This is a genomic window from Pseudoalteromonas sp. SR41-8, from assembly GCF_014163915.1.
GTDB classification, from domain to species: domain Bacteria; phylum Pseudomonadota; class Gammaproteobacteria; order Enterobacterales; family Alteromonadaceae; genus Pseudoalteromonas; species Pseudoalteromonas rhizosphaerae.
Genome location: NZ_JACJEE010000024.1, coordinates 1 through 18,576 on the forward strand (window position 1 = coordinate 1; position 18,576 = coordinate 18,576).

The 18,576-nt window shown below is 39.1% G+C and carries 20 protein-coding genes; 3 read left to right on the forward strand and 17 right to left on the reverse strand.

Annotated elements, in window-relative coordinates; all coding sequences use genetic code 11:
* Positions 1-396: 396 nt before the first annotated feature.
* The 7 genes from H5162_RS15080 to H5162_RS15110 form a co-directional block, all read right to left on the reverse strand.
* Positions 397-714, reverse strand: a complete 318-nt coding sequence (locus H5162_RS15080; protein ID WP_182759562.1) for a hypothetical protein — start codon at positions 712-714, stop codon at positions 397-399.
* Between the two features lie 309 nt (positions 715-1,023).
* The gene (locus H5162_RS15085; protein ID WP_182731475.1) at positions 1,024-1,512 is read right to left on the reverse strand and encodes a hypothetical protein; all 489 of its coding nucleotides are present in this window, start codon (positions 1,510-1,512) and stop codon (positions 1,024-1,026) included.
* Positions 1,513-1,852: 340 nt separating this feature from the next.
* Positions 1,853-2,383, reverse strand: coding sequence for a hypothetical protein (locus H5162_RS15090; RefSeq protein ID WP_182731476.1), 531 nt, complete (start codon positions 2,381-2,383; stop codon positions 1,853-1,855).
* Positions 2,384-2,445: 62 nt separating this feature from the next.
* Positions 2,446-3,804: an RHS repeat domain-containing protein gene (locus H5162_RS15095; RefSeq protein WP_182778897.1), complete on the reverse strand. Its 1,359-nt coding sequence runs from the start codon at positions 3,802-3,804 to the stop codon at positions 2,446-2,448.
* A gap of 239 nt (positions 3,805-4,043) precedes the next feature.
* Positions 4,044-4,472 (reverse strand): hypothetical protein, encoded by a 429-nt coding sequence (locus H5162_RS15100; protein ID WP_182778899.1) that lies wholly within the window; start codon positions 4,470-4,472, stop codon positions 4,044-4,046.
* 459 nt (positions 4,473-4,931) lie between these two features.
* Positions 4,932-5,204 carry a hypothetical protein gene (locus H5162_RS15105; RefSeq protein WP_182731479.1) on the reverse strand — a complete coding sequence of 91 codons (273 nt, stop codon included), beginning with the start codon at positions 5,202-5,204 and terminating at the stop codon, positions 4,932-4,934.
* A gap of 372 nt (positions 5,205-5,576) precedes the next feature.
* Positions 5,577-7,052 (reverse strand): PLP-dependent aminotransferase family protein, encoded by a 1,476-nt coding sequence (locus tag H5162_RS15110; protein ID WP_182778901.1) that lies wholly within the window; start codon positions 7,050-7,052, stop codon positions 5,577-5,579.
* Positions 7,053-7,167: 115 nt separating this feature from the next.
* Between H5162_RS15110 and H5162_RS15115 the strand changes: the two genes are divergently transcribed.
* Positions 7,168-7,743: a GNAT family N-acetyltransferase gene (locus H5162_RS15115; protein ID WP_182759567.1), complete on the forward strand. Its 576-nt coding sequence runs from the start codon at positions 7,168-7,170 to the stop codon at positions 7,741-7,743.
* Entirely contained in the window at positions 7,743-8,345 is a 603-nt protein-coding gene (locus tag H5162_RS15120; protein WP_182734674.1) for an FMN-binding negative transcriptional regulator, read from the forward strand. Before H5162_RS15115 ends, H5162_RS15120 begins: the two co-directional genes overlap by 1 nt.
* 79 nt (positions 8,346-8,424) lie before the next feature.
* Here H5162_RS15120 and cyoE read toward each other — a convergent pair whose 3' ends face one another.
* From cyoE to H5162_RS15150, 6 genes are all read right to left on the reverse strand, one after another.
* The gene (cyoE, locus tag H5162_RS15125) at positions 8,425-9,309 is read right to left on the reverse strand and encodes a heme o synthase (RefSeq protein ID WP_145241352.1); all 885 of its coding nucleotides are present in this window, start codon (positions 9,307-9,309) and stop codon (positions 8,425-8,427) included.
* Positions 9,310-9,355: 46 nt separating this feature from the next.
* Positions 9,356-9,715, reverse strand: coding sequence for a cytochrome o ubiquinol oxidase subunit IV (gene cyoD / locus H5162_RS15130; RefSeq protein WP_145241350.1), 360 nt, complete (start codon positions 9,713-9,715; stop codon positions 9,356-9,358).
* Positions 9,715-10,335 carry a cytochrome o ubiquinol oxidase subunit III gene (cyoC, locus tag H5162_RS15135; RefSeq protein ID WP_182778903.1) on the reverse strand — a complete coding sequence of 207 codons (621 nt, stop codon included), beginning with the start codon at positions 10,333-10,335 and terminating at the stop codon, positions 9,715-9,717. Before cyoC ends, cyoD begins: the two co-directional genes overlap by 1 nt.
* Positions 10,332-12,335 carry a cytochrome o ubiquinol oxidase subunit I gene (gene cyoB, locus H5162_RS15140; RefSeq protein WP_145241346.1) on the reverse strand — a complete coding sequence of 668 codons (2,004 nt, stop codon included), beginning with the start codon at positions 12,333-12,335 and terminating at the stop codon, positions 10,332-10,334. Before cyoB ends, cyoC begins: the two co-directional genes overlap by 4 nt.
* Before the next feature lie 2 nt (positions 12,336-12,337).
* Positions 12,338-13,261 (reverse strand): ubiquinol oxidase subunit II, encoded by a 924-nt coding sequence (gene cyoA / locus H5162_RS15145; RefSeq protein WP_145241343.1) that lies wholly within the window; start codon positions 13,259-13,261, stop codon positions 12,338-12,340.
* Positions 13,262-13,507: 246 nt separating this feature from the next.
* The gene (locus tag H5162_RS15150) at positions 13,508-13,921 is read right to left on the reverse strand and encodes a hypothetical protein (protein ID WP_145241341.1); all 414 of its coding nucleotides are present in this window, start codon (positions 13,919-13,921) and stop codon (positions 13,508-13,510) included.
* A gap of 1,125 nt (positions 13,922-15,046) precedes the next feature.
* Here H5162_RS15150 and H5162_RS15155 point away from each other — a divergent pair.
* Positions 15,047-15,508 (forward strand): M14 family zinc carboxypeptidase, encoded by a 462-nt coding sequence (locus tag H5162_RS15155; RefSeq protein ID WP_182778905.1) that lies wholly within the window; start codon positions 15,047-15,049, stop codon positions 15,506-15,508.
* A gap of 106 nt (positions 15,509-15,614) precedes the next feature.
* On the opposite strand, the gene H5162_RS15160 is transcribed toward H5162_RS15155, so the two are convergent.
* The 4 genes from H5162_RS15160 to H5162_RS15175 all read right to left on the reverse strand — a co-directional run bounded on the left by H5162_RS15160 (position 15,615) and on the right by H5162_RS15175 (position 18,545).
* Positions 15,615-16,745, reverse strand: coding sequence for a PepSY domain-containing protein (locus H5162_RS15160; RefSeq protein WP_182778907.1), 1,131 nt, complete (start codon positions 16,743-16,745; stop codon positions 15,615-15,617).
* 74 nt (positions 16,746-16,819) lie between these two features.
* On the reverse strand, positions 16,820-16,993 hold the full coding sequence (locus tag H5162_RS15165; RefSeq protein ID WP_182758449.1) for a TonB-dependent receptor: 174 nt from the start codon (positions 16,991-16,993) through the stop codon (positions 16,820-16,822).
* Between the two features lie 223 nt (positions 16,994-17,216).
* Positions 17,217-17,429, reverse strand: coding sequence for a (Na+)-NQR maturation NqrM (nqrM, locus tag H5162_RS15170; protein WP_149982042.1), 213 nt, complete (start codon positions 17,427-17,429; stop codon positions 17,217-17,219).
* 84 nt (positions 17,430-17,513) lie between these two features.
* On the reverse strand, positions 17,514-18,545 hold the full coding sequence (locus tag H5162_RS15175) for an FAD:protein FMN transferase (RefSeq protein WP_149982043.1): 1,032 nt from the start codon (positions 18,543-18,545) through the stop codon (positions 17,514-17,516).
* Between the last annotated feature and the right edge of the window lie 31 nt (positions 18,546-18,576).

Here is an 18,576-nt window from a genome sequence, read left to right on the forward strand (position 1 = left end):
TTTGAATAAAAAGATCAAGAAAACACAGCTGCCTGCTTAACCGGAACTTTCTAATGGGTGACTCTACGCTCCCTAAATGCCATGAAATTGTACCCAATGGTTATCCCACTGAAGATATACATTTTCCACTTCAACACCTTTCCCACGCCAATGATCATCAGTTCATTGCTACTGAACTAGCAGCACTGAAAAAACACATAATTAGAAAATACTAATTTTAAACATATTAAACTCTCAACAAAGTTATTTTAAATTTTTAATATAAAGCTTTAGTCGCAATAAAATAAAAAGGCAAAAATAAAGACCTGGCACTATTTATTTTTCTCTCCTTTTTTATTCTTCAAAAAAAAATAAAATTAAATTCCATACAGCTATCAACAATTTTATTTTCAGCGACTATACTTTTATTATTTTTACTGATTCCCTGCTGTAGGGGTGCTTCAAATAACTATACTTATCAATAAGCTCTATTTCCCCTTTCGAATTTATAAAAACAAATAAATTCAACTTCGCTGCTTTAAAATCATTATGAGAGAATACACTTGAGTTAAGGGCCGTTACTTTTATAGAATCAAACAGTTCACTACCACAAAAGTTATAATCAACTCTAATAGAGCAGCCTTTAAAAGAGAGAGCACAATTAGGATCTGTAGCATATACCTCAAACATAAATATTAAGCTAAACATATAAAAAATAAGGCGTTTAATTTTCATACTTCACTCTCAGGGTAACTTTTTCCAACTTCGATAAATATCTTCACCGTTTGTAACAGTCCAATTTTCATTTGGCGATGGGGCGTTTGCAAAATTTGATAAAAAAACGGTTGTATGGCCAATTTCATGAGCTAAAAGGGTATCAATAGACTGCATCATTGTAATTTTTCTTGCATTAAAGATATCAACATCTCCGTAATACACATAATTATCACTTGCCTGAAAAGCGGATTCTTCAGGGTCAAAGGGTCAGGTCTTGCATCTTGCATCTTGCCTTTTATTATAAAAGTCAAAAAGAAAGACCTGACCCTATTTATTCTTTTTCACACTCAACTCAAAAATTAGGTTTTCATTTCCTTCTATTAGGTAAGAAATTTTAACAACTCGTCCCTCTTGGATTGTATCTGAATCATGCTTTCTATTCGCAAAAAAGATGCTTTCTGTTCCGTAATCATTATACTTAAAGCGTACTCCACCAACTGTAAAAGTCTCTTCTCTACTATTTCTTTCAACAATTTGAATATCTTCAATAATTCCTTCAACTGTAGAATAACTTCCAGAGTCTATGTCATTAGATTTTGATACTAGGCCATAAAATGAAAGTGACTGCATTACAAAAAAGCCAAATACAAATAAGAAACCAAGCCAGAAGTTAACTTTCTTTTTAAATTGTAGTTTCTTCTCGTACCAGTATTTTATTTTCGGGCAGCACAATAATAGTAGAACAGAACAAACAAGTGTTAAGTAAAAACTAAATTTGGTGCCCATAAAATCGGACTGATAATAGATTTCAAACATAAACTAAATCTCCTCCGATTAATCTATTGGCGCGTCGTTGTCATATGTACCATATTAGCTCCGCTTCCCCAGCCAATATCAAAACCGAAAGACGTATTAGATACCACACCCGGCCCATAAGTTATAGCAACATCCAACCCAAAGGGACTAAATGTGAGCAGTCAAAGGGTCAGGTCTTGCATCTTGCCTTTTATTATAAAAGTCAAAAAGAAAGACCTGACCCTACTAATTCTATATTAAACTCTCAACAACGTTATTTTAACTATTACTACAAAACTGTAATCGCAAATAAAATACAAAGGAAAATAGAAAGACCTGACCCCACCATTTCTATTTAAATTTATTTATTTATTTCCTTTTCTAAAACCCCACCAATTAAGATCCGATCATTATACTTGGTCTTAATTATAAAGCTCGCATCTTTCCAGTCGCCTTCGTGATACCAAACAATTACATTTTCAGTTTTAGACGAAAAAACCTCAATATATTTTGACCCTGAATGTACAATAAGTGAAGTAAGAGCCAAATAATTTGCGATTTTTTTAGGCTTACAGGACAAGGTATTATCTTTTCTAAAATCATTAATAATGGAAATCAAAACATCAAAGTAATTATTATTAACAAGGTTTATAGTTGGTAGCGCGTTAACTACCATCTCTGTAAAATGAAGTTCGTAGTTATCATTTTCATATATATTCACAACTAGAGGTCGCTCGTCCGTGCCTATATTTTCACTATAATAGCTAGAGTCTTTAGGTATACCCACTTCCAAACCCTCAGAACTCTCTAGATTAAAATGTTTCAAAGATTCAATGGGACTTTTATCAATAAAACGATAAATTTTCATAACTTCAACATCAGATGCAGACAAGTTACACCCCGCATAACAAATATTAGAAAATAAACCTAAGAGAATAGTTTGGAGTATTCTTTTTAACATCTGAATGCACTTCCACAATTTTCTGCATAATATTTCAACGAGCGGCTATCTAGTTTGTTGAGAGTCATTTTAAAACTGTCTGAACGGCTATAATAATTATTTGCCGCCGATGCCGCCGCCCATAGCCCCATGGCCCCGTCAGCTTGAGCCATCACGCCAATATTAGGTAGAGAGACTCCAACAGCTTGTTTAATTGTTTGCTCGGGATCTCCTATTAATGTCATGCCGCCACTGGCAATCGACATAGCTGAAGGTAACAACTCATTAAATGCATCCACACTTAGGTCGTTTATCATAAAAGTCCGAATTCGTCTAGCAACAAGACTAGACCTCACAATATTCGCTCCATTACCTTTTGTATAGCCGCCCCTGATAGCCCATCCAGCTATCTTAGCTCGATCTCCTATATCTCTATAGTTTAATTTAGCTAAATGTTCACGAACCGCTCGTGCATGTTCTTTAATCTGCTGCTTTTTGGCTTCAACAGCCCCTGCTCCTTCAGCATTATACCACCATTGCATTGCTGAGGTGACGGCGCCATTGGCAAACTTTCCACCCGTAAGTTTAGACACGGTGCCGCCCACAACCCCTGCAATCGCGGTACGACTATATGCATTACCAAATTCAGTGGTTTTTGGATTCATAAATCCTTTCATACTGGCGGTGACTAAGGAGCTGACAAAGCCATGACCAAATTTACCACCTTGCAAGACTGCAGAAACGCCTCCTACCATCGCATGCGATGCCACATTTTGAACAGCAGTCCACCCACCAACATCAAAATCTAAGTTAGCACCAATGTGTTGAGAAATATCTATTGTAACCGACGAAATTACGTAAGCCTTTAAAGCTGCACCAAAACTACCGGTAACCGCATAGGTTTTTAAGCCTTGATATAACGGTAATGCATAAGGTGCCCAAATCCCTATTGCTATACTTACAGCCGCATCGAGTATCGGAATACTGGCAATGGCTTTGAGTATTGATGTAAGCCCCGTTATTTTCATTAGCTTTTTCAAGAAATAACCGCTGGGGTCGTTATAGGTCAGCGGGTTATTTAACACGTAACTATAGCGGTTATGACTTTGCGTTAAATTAGGGAACTGGACAAAGGGATCCGCTTGTAAAAAACGACCAATGTTGGCATCGTAGATGCGGCCATTCATGTGGATGACTTCCAGCTCATCCATTTGTTCGTGGTCGGTGAAGCTGCGCATTTGCGACAATAACATCGCATTACTTGTGAGTGCTTGGCTTGTATAAACTTGTTGCTGCTTGCCCCACGGATCATAAATGTATTGGCCAATGCCTTTACCTTGTTGATCTGTAATTAGCACTGTAGAGCCAAGCATATCTGTATGGGCTACTTGTACTTTTTGTGTTTGCCCTTCAATTTGGCTTAGTTCAGAAGAAAAGGGACAGCCATATATTTTTGATTTCCCATAATAGCTATCTGTCGTTAAAGTTACACTCCCACCCGATTAAGCTACTCACTTAACCAAACCATCCAGCTTGTCTCAAATTATCATTTAAAGCGTTATTATAAACCGAGCTGAATAATATAATTACCATTTTAAATTAATATGAAAATCTAATTTCCCCCACTCCAATTCTTAACTAACTTCTCAAACGGAATATCTACCGAAAGCACGCACACTTCTCCATTATCACTTTCATTTGAACGATATTCAATATTAGCTATTAATTCAGAATATAAATTAGAATCAAACCAAATTGCAGAGACAACGAATTTATTATTTTCTTTATACTCTTCAATTTTAGAGTATAAAGATAATCGACTATCTTTTTTATTAAGTAAAAACATTACACTTTCGATCTTCAAGCCTAAAAATTCTTTAGGATAAAAAACATACAGCTGCGTTGCATCGTTGAAAATAGTTTCTGACTTATAAACATGTTCAATCAAATTTTCTTTTTTTGGACAACCATTCAGCGCTTTATTAATAAAGACTTCATTTGAGGTAATTGCTGCCATCATTACAAAAATTACATTAATCATTTTTTACACTCGACCTATACTCTTTGAAATTACAGATTCAGGTTTATTGCTTCATAACACTACTTATATGCCAGCATCGAAAAACCGTCACTGAGGAATTATGACAAGCTATTATGAAGCAAGTGAGCTGAACCCTATTTGTTCGTGGTTTTTGTGCAGTCAATTTCTTCTTCGTAAAGTTTGTCGCTGTAATACGTGGTGTCATTGGCGTTCACTTACATAAAACGCTGATGTTGCGGGCCACAAGTAAAGTTGAGGGTTTGCACATCTTTTAATATTTACGTGGGTTTACCCATAGCGTTATAGCTCGCGCTGGTGAAGCCGTCACCTCACGTCATGTTTCCACGGAAGTTTTAGCTAAAGGTGCGCCAACTACCGCTACGTACAGGTATTTACTCTAATTCAAGTTCAAATAAGTTGACAGGCAAAAAGAAAGACCTGACACGATTTATTTTTCTTCTAATCAACAATTTCTAAAAAAATTAAAATTCTAAATGCAATTGCAAATACTAAAAGTGATAAACCTAAATAAAAAGCAATTCTAAGTGGCAAAAATACGTCATCTTCATACTTACGTTTTCTATAAAAAATAAAAAAAGTGTATTTATAATGAAAAGTAGAAGATAAATATAAAAATGACTCTTTAGCGTCATCAATAAAACCACTAATTGGATTATAAGAAAAAACCACGTTAAAGCTATTATAATCATCCCCCCTTAATTTTTTATTCACGATAAAGCAGGTTTATTTATTAGTTTATTTGAATTGGTTTAAATCCACTGAAGTAATTGATGTTGCTAAGATGAACTGGTTCCTTAAAATAGCATCAAGCAAGTACTCAATTTGAACACTAAATCTCATTGTAAATTTAAGTCCCCCCCAATTCAATTTATGCAACTCAACTGTAAGCTGTCTTACTTGTTGTCCATAGCCCCTACTCCCACCACATGTTAGCTCAGTTTTTAATCACATTCTTATATGATTAACCGACTGATTAATAAAATATTTAAAGTTATATATAGATCCAGATTATGAAAAATTAATAACTAAAGCCATAACAAAAGTAATAGCAATAAAGTTATCTATGATTAACTTTCTACTATATTATTTTCGTACACTGGCATACAACTCCTGCATTACAAGCTGTAAACCTTGCTGCATGTTCTCACTCGATTGTCCTGCAAAACCAAGCCGAGCATAGCTATAGTTTATGGGTTTTAAGCTACGTACTGAGTTGGTAAAGTAAAACTCGGCTTGGGTTTGTAAATATATACCTTGCTTTGCTAACTGCGCTTTTAAGTGCTGAGTGTCTTTATTAAAGTTGACCCACATCGCCATGCCGCCGTCGGGCTTTTTATATTCTATAGGATGCCCAAGTGCTTGTAGCTCTATTAAATAGGCATCCATCGCTTCATAGCGCTGTTTATACAGTTTGGTCATACGCTTTAAATGGCGTTCAAAGCCACCTTCTTTCATCCAGTGCGCCACAGCTAATTGCATGATCACATCGTTCTTATGGTTCATCAGCTGCTTCCACGCAGTTAATTGCGCTAATACTTCAGGCGCTGCGCAGATATAACCGATACGTGCAGCTGAAAACATAATCTTTGAAAACGTCGATAGGTAAATAACGATGCCCGCGGGGTCATCGGCGGCCATGGGTTGTAATGGCTGACAGCGATAATGAAATTCATGATCGTAGTCATCTTCGATGATCATAACGTTATGGGCATAACACAGTTGATAAATTTGCAAGCGCCGCGTTGGCGATAAGGTCACGGTAGTTGGATATTGGTGCAGCGGCGTTAAGTAAAGCATTTTAATTGGATAAAATTCCAGCTGGGCTTTTAAATCATCAACACATAAGCCTTCATCGTCTTGTTTTATATCAACCAATTGCGCGCCACAAGCTGCAAATGCTTGCCTTGCTGGCGGATAACCTAACGTTTCTACTGCGACAAAATCATCTTTTTTTATAAACGCTTTTGCGATTAAAAACAGTGCTTCTTGCGAGCCATTGCAGATCAATACATCGCTTACGTTTAAATTACGCGCTTTGTATAAGTAATCACAAATATGAGCTTTTAATTGCTCGTTACCACTGACCTGCCCATAATGCAGTTGATTGATATCTAAGTGATTACACACATGGCTGACGGAGCGTTTAAATTCTTTTTGTGGGAAACTGGCAAGATCAGGCAAGCCACCAGCAAAGTTATATCTATACGCAGTTAAATCCATTCCAGCAGCAGGCACAGCCAATGTTTTAGCAAATTGATAAGGTTTTGCTTTCAGTATTGGAGTACTTGAGGTACTAACACTACTTTGAATGGGCAATGAGTTGGTGATCCGATAACCTGAGCGCTGCTGAGATTCAAGCCAGCCTTCCGCTACTAATAATTGCAATGCATTCATCACTGTATGGCGATTGAGCTGATAAGTGTTTGCCATGACACGCGCCGAGCTGAGTTTTACCCCTGGCGCAAGCTTGCCTTGCATTATGGCACTGCGTATCGCGCTGGCCAGTTGCAAATATTTGGCAGGCTCGGACTCATCAAATTCAATAACTAACGGCTGCATTACGACTCCAAAAACACTCTAAACTGGTCTAGTTAAAAAGCTAAAACTGGTTGTTTATTACTGACCAAAGTAGCGTACCTTTGTTATTCATAAATAGCAAAATATGGGGCTTATCATGTTTACAAAACACATTCATCAAACCAATAAGCTGGCTTTAGAGCCACTGACACAAAACCACCTAGAGGGGCTATATCAAGCAGGCCAAGATCCACAAATATGGCGTTGGGTTTTAATGAATTACACCCAAACCCGTGCAACTCTCGATGATTGGTTTATCAATACAGCGCAGTTTAATGCCGAACAACAAATAGTCTACGCCATAGTTGATAAAGTAAGTAAGCAGGTGCTTGGTACTACACGTTTATTTAGGTTAGATAAAAAAAATTACAGCGCCGAGATTGGCCACACATTTATTGCTAAAAAGTGGCAACGTAGTTTTGTAAATACCCACGCTAAATACTTGCTACTGCAATATGCGTTCGAAGAATTAGGCTTAGTGCGTATTGCTTTTAATACCCATGAACAAAACCAAAAATCGCGTAATGCTATAGCACGCCTTGGCGCGCGCTTTGAAGGCATTAGTTATAAAGACAGGTTACTTGCTGATGGCTCATACCGAAACACCGCTCAGTTCAGTATTATAGACGAGCAATGGCCGACAATAAAATCTCAGTTAGAAGGAAAACTATAATGTACCCAGCGGCCCATTTTCAACAACATGATAGCAAGCAATTACAACAGTTAGTAAATAGCTATCCACTGGCGACCATTTTAATGCCTAATACACAAAACCAACTCAATGATATATGCCGCGTGCCATTATTATATGACCCAGCTCGCGAGGTTTTTATCGGCCATGTGGCCAAATATAATCCCCTGTCATCATTTGATGGTCAATCAGTGAAGCTATTGTTTAGTGGCGATGATTGCTATTTATCGCCCGCTTACGCACACAATAAAACCCTACCTAGTTGGCTTTATTCGAGTGTTTATGTGACAGCTAAAGTGCGTATTGTTAAAGACCAACAGCACAAAGAACAGATCATGCAACGACTAACAGATCATCTTGAGCAACACTTTACTGAGCATGCTACAGATAAATGGCAAATTAATGAGGTACCCGTACAGCATCGCCATGTAATGTACCAACAATTAAGCTTTATTGAATTTATTCCTAGTCACTGGTGTGGCAATTTTAAACTTAGTCAAAACAAGCCTGCTGAAATACGTGCAGCCATAAAACAAAGCTTAATGTTAGCGGGGAAACTCAGTATTGCTGAGTTAATCAATTAGCGGTGCTATAAAAATGAAAAAAGGCTCCTCGGAGATCTTAGAGCCTTTGGTTAACTTTGAAATAAACTCGGTTTAGTAATTAGTTAAAAGCAAACAGATGCGGGGCAATATTTTGGTAATCAACTGCCATGGCGATACTCAGTGCAGTGATATTCACAATTGAAAACGCAAATACTTGGCGTGCCCAACCACTAATATCAATATTACGACGATAACCTCGCAGCGCCATTAATAACCACCAAAAACTAGTAGTGCAAGCAACAGCTAAAAAAGCCATACCGGTATAACCGCCAATGGTTAATAACATTACCACTAACGCATATACCGCGATATACAACACAATATGATGTTTAGCTTTATCAATACCTTGCGCTACCGGTAATACCGGAATACGCGCAGCTTGGTAGTCTTTATAGCGAAAAATAGCAATCGCATAAGAGTGCGGCATTTGCCACAAACTAAACATTACTAATAAGATCAATGCGCCAACATCAAACTGTGCTGAAACAGCGCAGTACCCTACCACTGGTGGTACTGCTCCTGATAAACTACCGATAAACGTGCCATACACTGAGCGACGCTTCATATATAAGCTGTAAACACCCACGTATATGACATAACCAAACACAGCAAAAAATACCGCAATCCAGTTAGTAAAAACCATTAGTAAAGCAAAGCCTAGTAAGCCAAGTACTGTGCCATGCAGCAAAGCCGTGGTTGCAGACATTTCACCGGTAACGGTTACCCGTGTTCGCGTGCGCGCCATGCGAATATCAATATCACGGTCGATCACATTATTGATCACGCAACCTGAGGCTACCACCAGCGATAAGCCAACTAATGTAGCAAGCATTAGCCAGCCATCAATATCACCACGCGAGGCGAGTAAAAACCCACCCGCAACCGAGATCAAATTGCCCATGATAATGCCGGGCTTAGTGACCTTTAAATAACGACGAAACATCTGCAGTTCCCCTATTCTTTGCTTTACGAAAACGTACTAGCTGGGGCTAGTACATCATCATGGCGTTCGATTCGTAGATGATCCATACAGACAGGCCAACCACCATGACGATGATCAGCGCACTGAAGATGAACGATAACGAACTGGCTTTACCGTCTTCGGTGGTAAAGTTCAGGTGCAAGAAGTATTTTAAATGCACCCAAATTTGCACAATGGCCATTACGACAACACAGGCAAATGTGGTTGGTTTTGACAATGTACCGCTCATCACCGCCCAAAATGGAATGGCCGTTAGAATGATTGATAAAACAAAACCTATTAAATAGTCTTTAACACTGCCATGTGAAGCATCACTATGGCTTTGTGTATGTAGCTCATTAAATACATGTGATTCACTGTGGCTCATTACATCACTCCCATTAAGTAAACAACGGTAAATACGCAGATCCATACCACATCTAAAAAGTGCCAAAACAAACTTAAGCAACTTAAACGTGTAACGGTTGCTGAGTTTAAACCACGACGTGATACTTCGATCATCATCGTCGCCATCCAAATTAGACCAGCGGTTACGTGCATACCGTGTAAGCCTACTAAAGAGAAGAACGAGGTTAAAAATGCGCTGCGCTGCGGGCCATTACCATGGGCAATTAAATGATGAAATTCATAAATTTCCATACCAATAAACACAGCACCAAAAGCAAAAGTAATTGCCAGCCACGTTAATGTAGCGGCCTTCTTTTGCGCATGAGCTGAGATCATCGCAAAACCAAAAGTGATACTACTTAGTAGCAATGCAGCAGTTTCAACCGCTACAAAGTCCAGTTCAAAAATATCTTTGCCAGATACGCCACCCGCTGTATTCATATAAAGCACAGCGTAGGTGGCAAAAAATGAGGCAAACAATAAGCAGTCGGTCATTAAGTAAAGCCAAAAACCAAATACCGTATCGCCACCAGTATCATGATGATCGTGATCATGGGCATCATGATTGATGATATTTATATCTGCAGAGGTAGCACTCATGCGCTGAACTCCTTACCTTGGTTAAATGTTGTTGCACTTTTATTATGTGCACTTTCAATTTCAAGAATTTCTTCTGGTTGCACGTAGTAATCAACATCACTGGTGTAACAGCGCTTAAAGAATACCGTGATGCCAGCAATAACACCGACAATTGCCAACCACCAAATATGCCAAATCATGGCAAAACAGAATGTGGTAAAACACGCACTCATCATCACCCCTGCCGAAGTATTTTTTGGCATATGAATAGGCGCATAGCTTGCTTGTTGTTGATACGCTTGGCCTTTTTCTTTCATATCAGTCCAAGTATCGATATCGTGTACATGCGGTATAGTAGCGAAGTTATAGTATTGTGGTGGTGACGATGTTGACCACTCAAGTGTGTGTCCATTCCACGGATCGCCGGTTGTATCTTTTAATGCTTCGCGATTTTTAAAGCTCACAATAAGCTGTACAACTTGGAACAAAATACCAAACATAATGATCACCGCACCGACAAAGGCAATGTACAACCAGATATTCCAATCTGGGTTATTGGTGTGGTTTAAGCGACGTGTCATACCTAAGAAACCAAGTACGTATAACGGCATAAATGCAACAAAGAAACCAATTAACCAACACCAGAAAGACGCCTTGCCCCAACCTTCGTGAAGTTTAAAGCCCATTGCTTTCGGGAACCAAAATGCGAAACCAGCCAAGTATCCAAATACCGCACCGCCGATGATGGTGTTATGAAAATGTGCAATCAGGAATAGGCTGTTGTGTAATACATAATCAGCACCTGGGATTGCTAGTAGTACCCCTGTCATCCCGCCGATGGTAAAGGTCACCATAAAGCCAAGTGTCCAAAGTACAGGAACTGTGATGCGTAAACGACCACGATAAATAGTAAATAACCAGTTAAACAGTTTCACTCCGGTGGGCACCGCAATGACCATGGTCATTACGCCAAAGAAGGCATTAACATTAGCACTGGACCCCATAGTGAAGAAATGGTGTAACCAAACAATAAAACCTAAGATAGAAATTGCACCGCTGGCATAAACCATAGATTTATAACCAAATAAACGTTTACCGGTAAAGGTCGAGATAACTTCAGAGAAAATACCAAATGCAGGTAAAATCAAGATATACACTTCAGGATGACCCCAAGCCCAGAACAGGTTGATGTACATCATGGCGTTACCGCCAGCTTCATTAGTAAAGAAGTGGAAATCTAAATAACGGTCTAGCGTTAACATAGTCAACACCGCAGTTAAGATTGGGAATGACGCAGCAATTAAGATATTTGCCCATGTACATGTCCAGGTAAAAATTGGCATTTGCATTAAACGCATACCAGGGGCACGCATTTTAAACACTGTTACTAAAAAGTTTACTGCCGTTAATAGTGTACCAATACCTGATATTTGCAGTGCCCAAATATAATAATCGACCCCGACTCCAGGGCTAAAAGACATCTCCGATAGCGGCGGATAAGCGACCCAACCGGTTTTTGCAAATTCACCACAGAACAATGAAATATTAATTAATATTGCACCACCGGCAGTAAGCCAAAAACTTAGATTATTTAAAAACGGAAATGCTACATCGCGCGCACCAATTTGCAGTGGCAATACAATGTTCATTAGACCAATCATAAATGGCATCGCCATAAAGATGATCATGATCACCCCATGCGCGGTGAAGATTTGGTCATAATGCTCTGGCGGCAAATAACCCGTTGCGCCTCCTGTAGCAAGCGCCAATTGTGCCCGCATCATAATGGCATCTGAGAAACCACGAAACAGCATGATCAAGGCAAGGATAATGTACATCACACCTAAGCGTTTATGATCGATTGAGGTGATCCAGTCGTGCCATAGCACACCCCATTTTTTATATTTTGTGACTAAAGCTGCAATCAATGCCCCTGCAATCACTACTACCGCCATTGTCACCATCAAAATAGGTTCATGAAACGGAATGGCATCTAACGATAATTTTCCAAATAACGACATAATTATTCCTCGCCCTCGCTGTGCATTGTGTGATTTTCATGACCGCTGTGCTCAGGCATTGCACTGTGCATTTTGTTCATATCACCATGTGCTTGCATATATTTCATAATGATGGTGTGGAACAAGCCATCATCAACATCAGCAAAATAAGTCACCGGGTTGTTTTCACTCGGTAATGCCAGTGCATCATAATTCGCTTTAGTGAGCGTATTAGCTTGGCTTTTCACCTTGTTTACCCACGTATCAAAGTCAGCTTGCGTTGGCGTAGCTATGGCATTAAATTTCATACCAGTAAAACCTGCACCGCTGTAGTTAGCAGAAAAGCCTTTAAACGTACCCGGTTCATTAGCAATTAAATGCAACTTAGTTTCCATGCCCGCCATCGAGTAGATTTGGCTACCTAGTTGTGGGATGAAAAATGAGTTCATGGTACTTTCTGAGGTGATTTTATATTCCACCGGTACATTGGCTGGAAATACCAATTCATTAACCGTAGCAATACCTTGCTCAGGATAAATAAACAGCCATTTCCAATTCAGTGATACCACTTCAACTGTTAAGTGTTTGCCTTTACCTTCAAGCGGTTTATAAGGGTCAAGCTGTTGCGTTGATTGCCAAGTAATGACACCCAGTACAATCACTATCACAATAGGAATGGCCCAGACTGCGGCTTCAATTTTTCCTGAGTGTGCCCATTTTGGCGCATAAATTTGCTGCTCTTGGCCATCACGATATTTCCACGCAAAGTACAAGGTCATCACAATCACAGGAATAACCACAATTAACATCAGCACAGTGGCAATGATGATCAGATTTTTTTCATCTATCCCAACTTGCCCTTTTGGATCAAGCACCCCGCCTTTACAGCCAGTCAGTGCGAGCACAGTTGTGCCCAGAGCAATATTACAGAGGTTTCGAATTAACAAAGGACTATCCTACAACCTAAAATTTGATATGTGCTGCCCCTACAACTCTAAATAAAAGCGTAAAAACAACGGTTTGAATATTCCTCAGGTAACTTTTTAGCGCCATAAAAAATACTAAGCATCAAAAAAGCAATAAAGGAATTTGAGGGTGTTGGTTGAATCGCAGGTACACTGCGGCTAAGCGTTATTACAGCGGACAGAATCAGCAGAATAGTTAAAAGCCAAACTATCTATAACGAGTAGCGTTCAACCATTAACAAGAGGTGGAGCACGACAACCATGAGCGCTGTGTACTACTAAAGATGTTTTTGTTTGACGAAAAGCAAAGGCTGCTTTGCGTAAAATAACCCCAGCACGACGCGCTGGGAAAAAGTGAAAAATCAACCAACATAAACCAATGAGTAACTGGCACGACACAACTGGATATGCCAAAAAGCCCAATACATTAATTAAAGATGACTCATATACAGCCCCTTCAGTTAATAAGCTTTTTAGCTCTGTCGCATCTTCAATACTACCATTTACCAGCATGGCTGAATTAATTAATAAAATAACTAATACAGAAAATAGCTCTCGTCCGGCAAAAAGTGCACGCGCACGCAACTGCCATCTACTAAGCGTAGAGTGCGTTTTTGCTGGCGGACAATTTTGCGAATTCAAACGTATATGGCCTTATTGGTTATATATTACGAAGTAAAGAGACTGGCTTTACGCTGTTTTCCACTTCGTTGTTATGATCTTCATCAATAAAGTTTCAGTAATTACTGAAATTTCGGGAGGATTATAACAAAGTCAACACAAGCTACAAGTATAAAACAACATAGCGGGCTAACTTTTTATTAATATGTTGAATTACAGCTATAAAAAAAGCGCCATACTGGCGCTTTAAAAATAACTTAAATGATAATTGGCGGCTTTTAGAAAATAAAAAGCAACTCAAGCTAAGTTATCCCCTAACTTGAGTCGTCTTTTTGACAACATCTTCACACACAATTATAAAGATTCATTTAATAGCGTATTCGCTATTGAATTTGGTATTGGCTGCTTCGCCATCTAACTGCATGTCGGTTAAAATAAAAAGCAACTCAAGCCAAGTTATCCCCTAACTTGAGTCGTCTTTTTGACAACATCTTCACACACAATTATAAAGATTCGGTTCTAATATTTTTCAATACGTATTGTAGATTCACTGATGAACAATAAGTTCATTTAATCGCGTGGCAGTAAATAAAAGCAGTTCAAGCTCAGGTTAACTAAACTTGAACTGTCTTTTTGACAACATCTTCACACACAATTATAAAGATTCAGTTTTAGCGTTGTTCAATAAACACTGTAATTCAGTGACAAACTTTCAGTTCGTCTAATCATGTGGCAGTAAAATAAAAACAGTTCAAGCCCAGTTTGTACTAAACTTGAACCGCCTTTGACAACATCTTCACACACAATTATAAAGATTCTTTGTAAGCGGCTTGTTCATTTCGCTTCCTTGAAACTAAATTTAGTGTAATAGCTCAAAGCTTACAACTGATAAAAATAAATCTGATAGATGAAAAAAATTAACTCATAGACTTTAGTCTAAATTTTAGCCCTAAAATCAACTTGAATGTTCACAAAAAACTTTATCAAAAGATATTATTTTATAATAAACAATCAATTGAAAATAAAGCCCGCTAAGCATCATAGTTATGGAAAATGATTTCACTTAAAGTGAAGATAATTTTGGACCGATCCAGTTTAATATTATATTCTCAACAAATTACAAAATAAGAATAACAGGATATTAATATGATTCGCAAAACCATACTACTTGGCTTACTTAGTTACTCATTTAGCTTAACTGCCGCACCAATCGCAATGCACCAAATTAAAGGATTAAACAAAGCAGCGATTACACACGCTGATCTTGCTCCTTTACTAGATACGTTAGCTGCTCACCCCAGCATAGAGCGAAAAAATTTAGGTCAATCATTCTTAGGTAAATCAATTGATGCATTTTATATTGGCTCGGGGCCAATCAAAGTTATGATGTGGAGCCAAATGCATGGTGATGAAAATACGGCAAGTGCCGCATTAATGGATTTTTTAAGCTATGCAATCGAAACAAAAAATAATGCATGGCGAGAAAATTGGCAAAACAAACTATCACTGATGATCATTCCTATGGTCAATCCCGATGGCGCACAGCTGCAAACCCGTTTTAATGCGCAAGGAATAGATTTAAACCACGATGCTAAAGCGTGGAGCTAAAGCACACTTTTTACTACGCAACGATAAACACATCGAATACGCCGTATTAGGTAGTCAACTTATAAAACTTTAAATTTAAGTACGTTAGCCCTGTTCTCAGGGCTTGTTATTTTTTGCGATCTTTTTTGGCTGTATTTTTACGTAGATAATAACGATACCAACCTAGCCAACCCAACCCTAAACTTGCCAACGAGGCGATGATCCATAGTACTTTAAGGCTTAGCCCACCTACACTGCCATTATGCAGTGGATGTAGCCAGTTTTTGATTTGGTTACTTGTTCCTTGCTGCCTAAGATCGAAGACCTTCACTACCTCACCTGAGCGCGGATTAATATCAATATAACTGTTTGGAAAACGTGTCGATTTATCATCACTTACCTGCATGCGCAGTCGATAATAGCCTTGGTTTACGCTGGGAGTTTCTATCCATGCAAGTCGCGCTTTAGGCAGTTGTGTTTGTGCTATTTTCACAGCCTGAGTAACACTAATTTGCGGGTTTGAAAAAGTTAACTGTGGTGCTGGTCTTGCAGCACTTTCGACTTCACCCAGTGCCCAGCCAAGCAAGCCATTGGTCTCTTTGGGCAAGGCTAGCATCGCACCGGTACTAGTAAGAATAAACAAGGGTAACAACATCACTAAACCGATTGTTTTATGCCAATCGTACATGTGTCCTAATAAAGCAGCGCGGCGCTTAAAACGCAATTGCCTCAACCAAAAACCTGACTTAGGCCACCACGCAACTAAACCTGTGAGTAATAAGAGCGCGCTGCCAATTCCAAGGTAACCGACAATAATTGTCCCTGTACTGCCAAGTAGTAAAGTAAAGTGCAAGTTATACAGCCAAGTTACTAGGTAATCGCCCCAAAATGACTGTCTGAGCAAGGTGCTGCCATCAGCTGACAACCACACCATCATAGGTGCAAAATCCTGCCCTTGAGTCTCTTGAGGGTTATAATAGCGCGCCGGAATGAATTGTTGTTCAGGGGTCACTTCAAACCGCCACGGTCCCAGCTTATCTGGATACTGCATGCGTAATGTTTTTAATGCAGTGTTGTAATCACACGGTTGCTGCGCTGCATTTGCTAATTCCGGATGCAACCAGGTATCTATTTGCGGATAATAAACAAGTGCAGCTCCTGACAAGCAAAGGATCACAAAAAACATGCCAAAGCTTAACCCCAACCATAGATGGAGTCGCCTTGCCAACTTGCGCCACGCGAGTAACTGCTTACCCATTAATACTTAAACTTAATTGCAACAGATATAGCACGACCTTGTGCTGGGCTATGCAGAGTTTACGAGTCATCCCACTATACATATTCATAATACTCATCAGTTAAATTATCAACTTGCGTGCTTAACATCAGTGCCGAATTAACGTCATAACTTGCTTTAAGCCTAAGTAGTGAAAAGTCACCATATCGTCCTTGGCTATTACTTAGTGCTAATTCGTAATCAGAAAGCGCACGCAGTGTCGCAGCCAAATTTAATTGCGTTGTTAATTAAGTTGTTAATTGATAATCAATGCCTGCAGTGAATAAACGATTAGGAATACATCATATTATACAGTCCATAAAAGCTTCACTGGATGTGACATATTGTCGCAGTGGTCGATTACTTGCCACATTTTGTCTGTAAGTGGGCATTAAAAAAGCGCCTGTTATTAAAGAGGCGCTTTTTAATGTATATTTGATAGCTATCAAGAGCTTATAATATTTGGTTTTCTTTCCAAACTTGCTCTTTTGCCATACGCTTTTTGCGTTTGTCGCATGGGTCATCACAATCACAGGCTTTATCAATGCCTACAGAGCCTAAACCACCACAGCTGCTGGCCATAGATTTCTTTTGCACTATCATGCCCACAGCCATCGCTGCGACAATTAAAAGCAGTAAACCAAACGTAAGAAGAAAAAGTGACATTGCTTAGCCCCTATTGATCAGCAATAAAATAATGCTTGATGATAATCACCAAGCTGTTGCTATTATAAACTGATTTAAACCGCGCTACAAATAGGGTTTAAATGCAGGGCTCGAATAAGTCACTAAGCCATCTTTTGATTTGCCGATCAGATAAACCGGTAAATCATTTTTTTCGGCATAGGCTTTGGCTTTATCCATCCCCATCACAGTCAGTGCTGTTGCAAGGCCGTCAGCTGTCATCGCTGATGGATGCAATACAGTAACCGATACAAGATCATGACGACTTGGCATACCGGTTGCCGGATCAATTAAATGGCTATAGGTAATACCATCCATCTCATAGTAAATGCGATAATCACCCGATGTCGCAATGCCGTTATTACCCGGCGCTAATACACGGTGCACTTTACGCACACCAGGCTCAGCATCCGGTTGCTCAATAGCGATACGCCAATCTTGATCATTCGGTTTTTTACCTGATACACGTAACTCACCACCAATCTCAACCATATAATCAGTTAAGTCATGGCTTTCTAATAATTCAGCTACTTTATCTATCCCATACCCCTTTGCAGTAGAAGAAAATGATAATTCTAAACCCGCTACTGTTTTCGCTAGGCCTTGCTCAGTCAGTATTAGTTTATCAACCCCAATTTGTGCAACCATGGCTGCGAGTTCTTCATCTGTTGGACGTTTTGTTGGTTTTTTATCAGGACCAAAACCCCATAAATCAATCAGTGGTCCCATGGTCACATCAAGAGTCTTAGTAGACTCTCCTAAGCGGATGGACTCGCTTACAACTGCTCTAAAATCACGGCTAATAGGCATAACTTGACCAGCGGGAAGACGATTAAAAGTGTTGATTTCAGAATCATCAATATAAGTCGACATTGATTGATTTATATCTTTGAGCAACAGAGTTACTTCTGGTAATAAATTTAATGAATCCAGCTTTTGTTGCTTGGCGAAGACCTTAATATGGTAAGTAGTACCCATAGTTTTACCTTCAAGGTATAACTCTTGGGGCTCATCATTTTGGCCACAGCCACTAATGAGTAAAGTGAGGGTAAGAAAAAAGATGGCAATCATGCCTTGTCGGTGAAAAACTCTATTCATAGCAGCCTACTTAAGTAATGGAAATAAAAAA

Excerpts from the sequence above, each read along its gene's own strand:
- H5162_RS15080 (WP_182759562.1), bottom strand. The coding sequence starts at position 714 with ATGAAAATTAAACGCCTTATTTTTTATATGTTTAGCTTAATATTTATG.
- H5162_RS15085 (WP_182731475.1), bottom strand. The coding sequence starts at position 1,512 with ATGTTTGAAATCTATTATCAGTCCGATTTTATGGGCACCAAATTTAGT.
- H5162_RS15095 (WP_182778897.1), bottom strand. The coding sequence starts at position 3,804 with ATGCTTGGCTCTACAGTGCTAATTACAGATCAACAAGGTAAAGGCATT.
- H5162_RS15100 (WP_182778899.1), bottom strand. The coding sequence starts at position 4,472 with ATGATTAATGTAATTTTTGTAATGATGGCAGCAATTACCTCAAATGAA.
- H5162_RS15110 (WP_182778901.1), bottom strand. The coding sequence starts at position 7,052 with ATGCAGCCGTTAGTTATTGAATTTGATGAGTCCGAGCCTGCCAAATAT.
- H5162_RS15115 (WP_182759567.1), top strand. The coding sequence starts at position 7,168 with ATGTTTACAAAACACATTCATCAAACCAATAAGCTGGCTTTAGAGCCA.
- H5162_RS15120 (WP_182734674.1), top strand. The coding sequence starts at position 7,743 with ATGTACCCAGCGGCCCATTTTCAACAACATGATAGCAAGCAATTACAA.
- cyoE (WP_145241352.1), bottom strand. The coding sequence starts at position 9,309 with ATGTTTCGTCGTTATTTAAAGGTCACTAAGCCCGGCATTATCATGGGC.
- cyoD (WP_145241350.1), bottom strand. The coding sequence starts at position 9,715 with ATGAGCCACAGTGAATCACATGTATTTAATGAGCTACATACACAAAGC.
- cyoC (WP_182778903.1), bottom strand. The coding sequence starts at position 10,335 with ATGAGTGCTACCTCTGCAGATATAAATATCATCAATCATGATGCCCAT.
- cyoB (WP_145241346.1), bottom strand. The coding sequence starts at position 12,335 with ATGTCGTTATTTGGAAAATTATCGTTAGATGCCATTCCGTTTCATGAA.
- H5162_RS15155 (WP_182778905.1), top strand. The coding sequence starts at position 15,047 with ATGATTCGCAAAACCATACTACTTGGCTTACTTAGTTACTCATTTAGC.
- H5162_RS15160 (WP_182778907.1), bottom strand. The coding sequence starts at position 16,745 with ATGGGTAAGCAGTTACTCGCGTGGCGCAAGTTGGCAAGGCGACTCCAT.
- nqrM (WP_149982042.1), bottom strand. The coding sequence starts at position 17,429 with ATGTCACTTTTTCTTCTTACGTTTGGTTTACTGCTTTTAATTGTCGCA.
- H5162_RS15175 (WP_149982043.1), bottom strand. The coding sequence starts at position 18,545 with ATGAATAGAGTTTTTCACCGACAAGGCATGATTGCCATCTTTTTTCTT.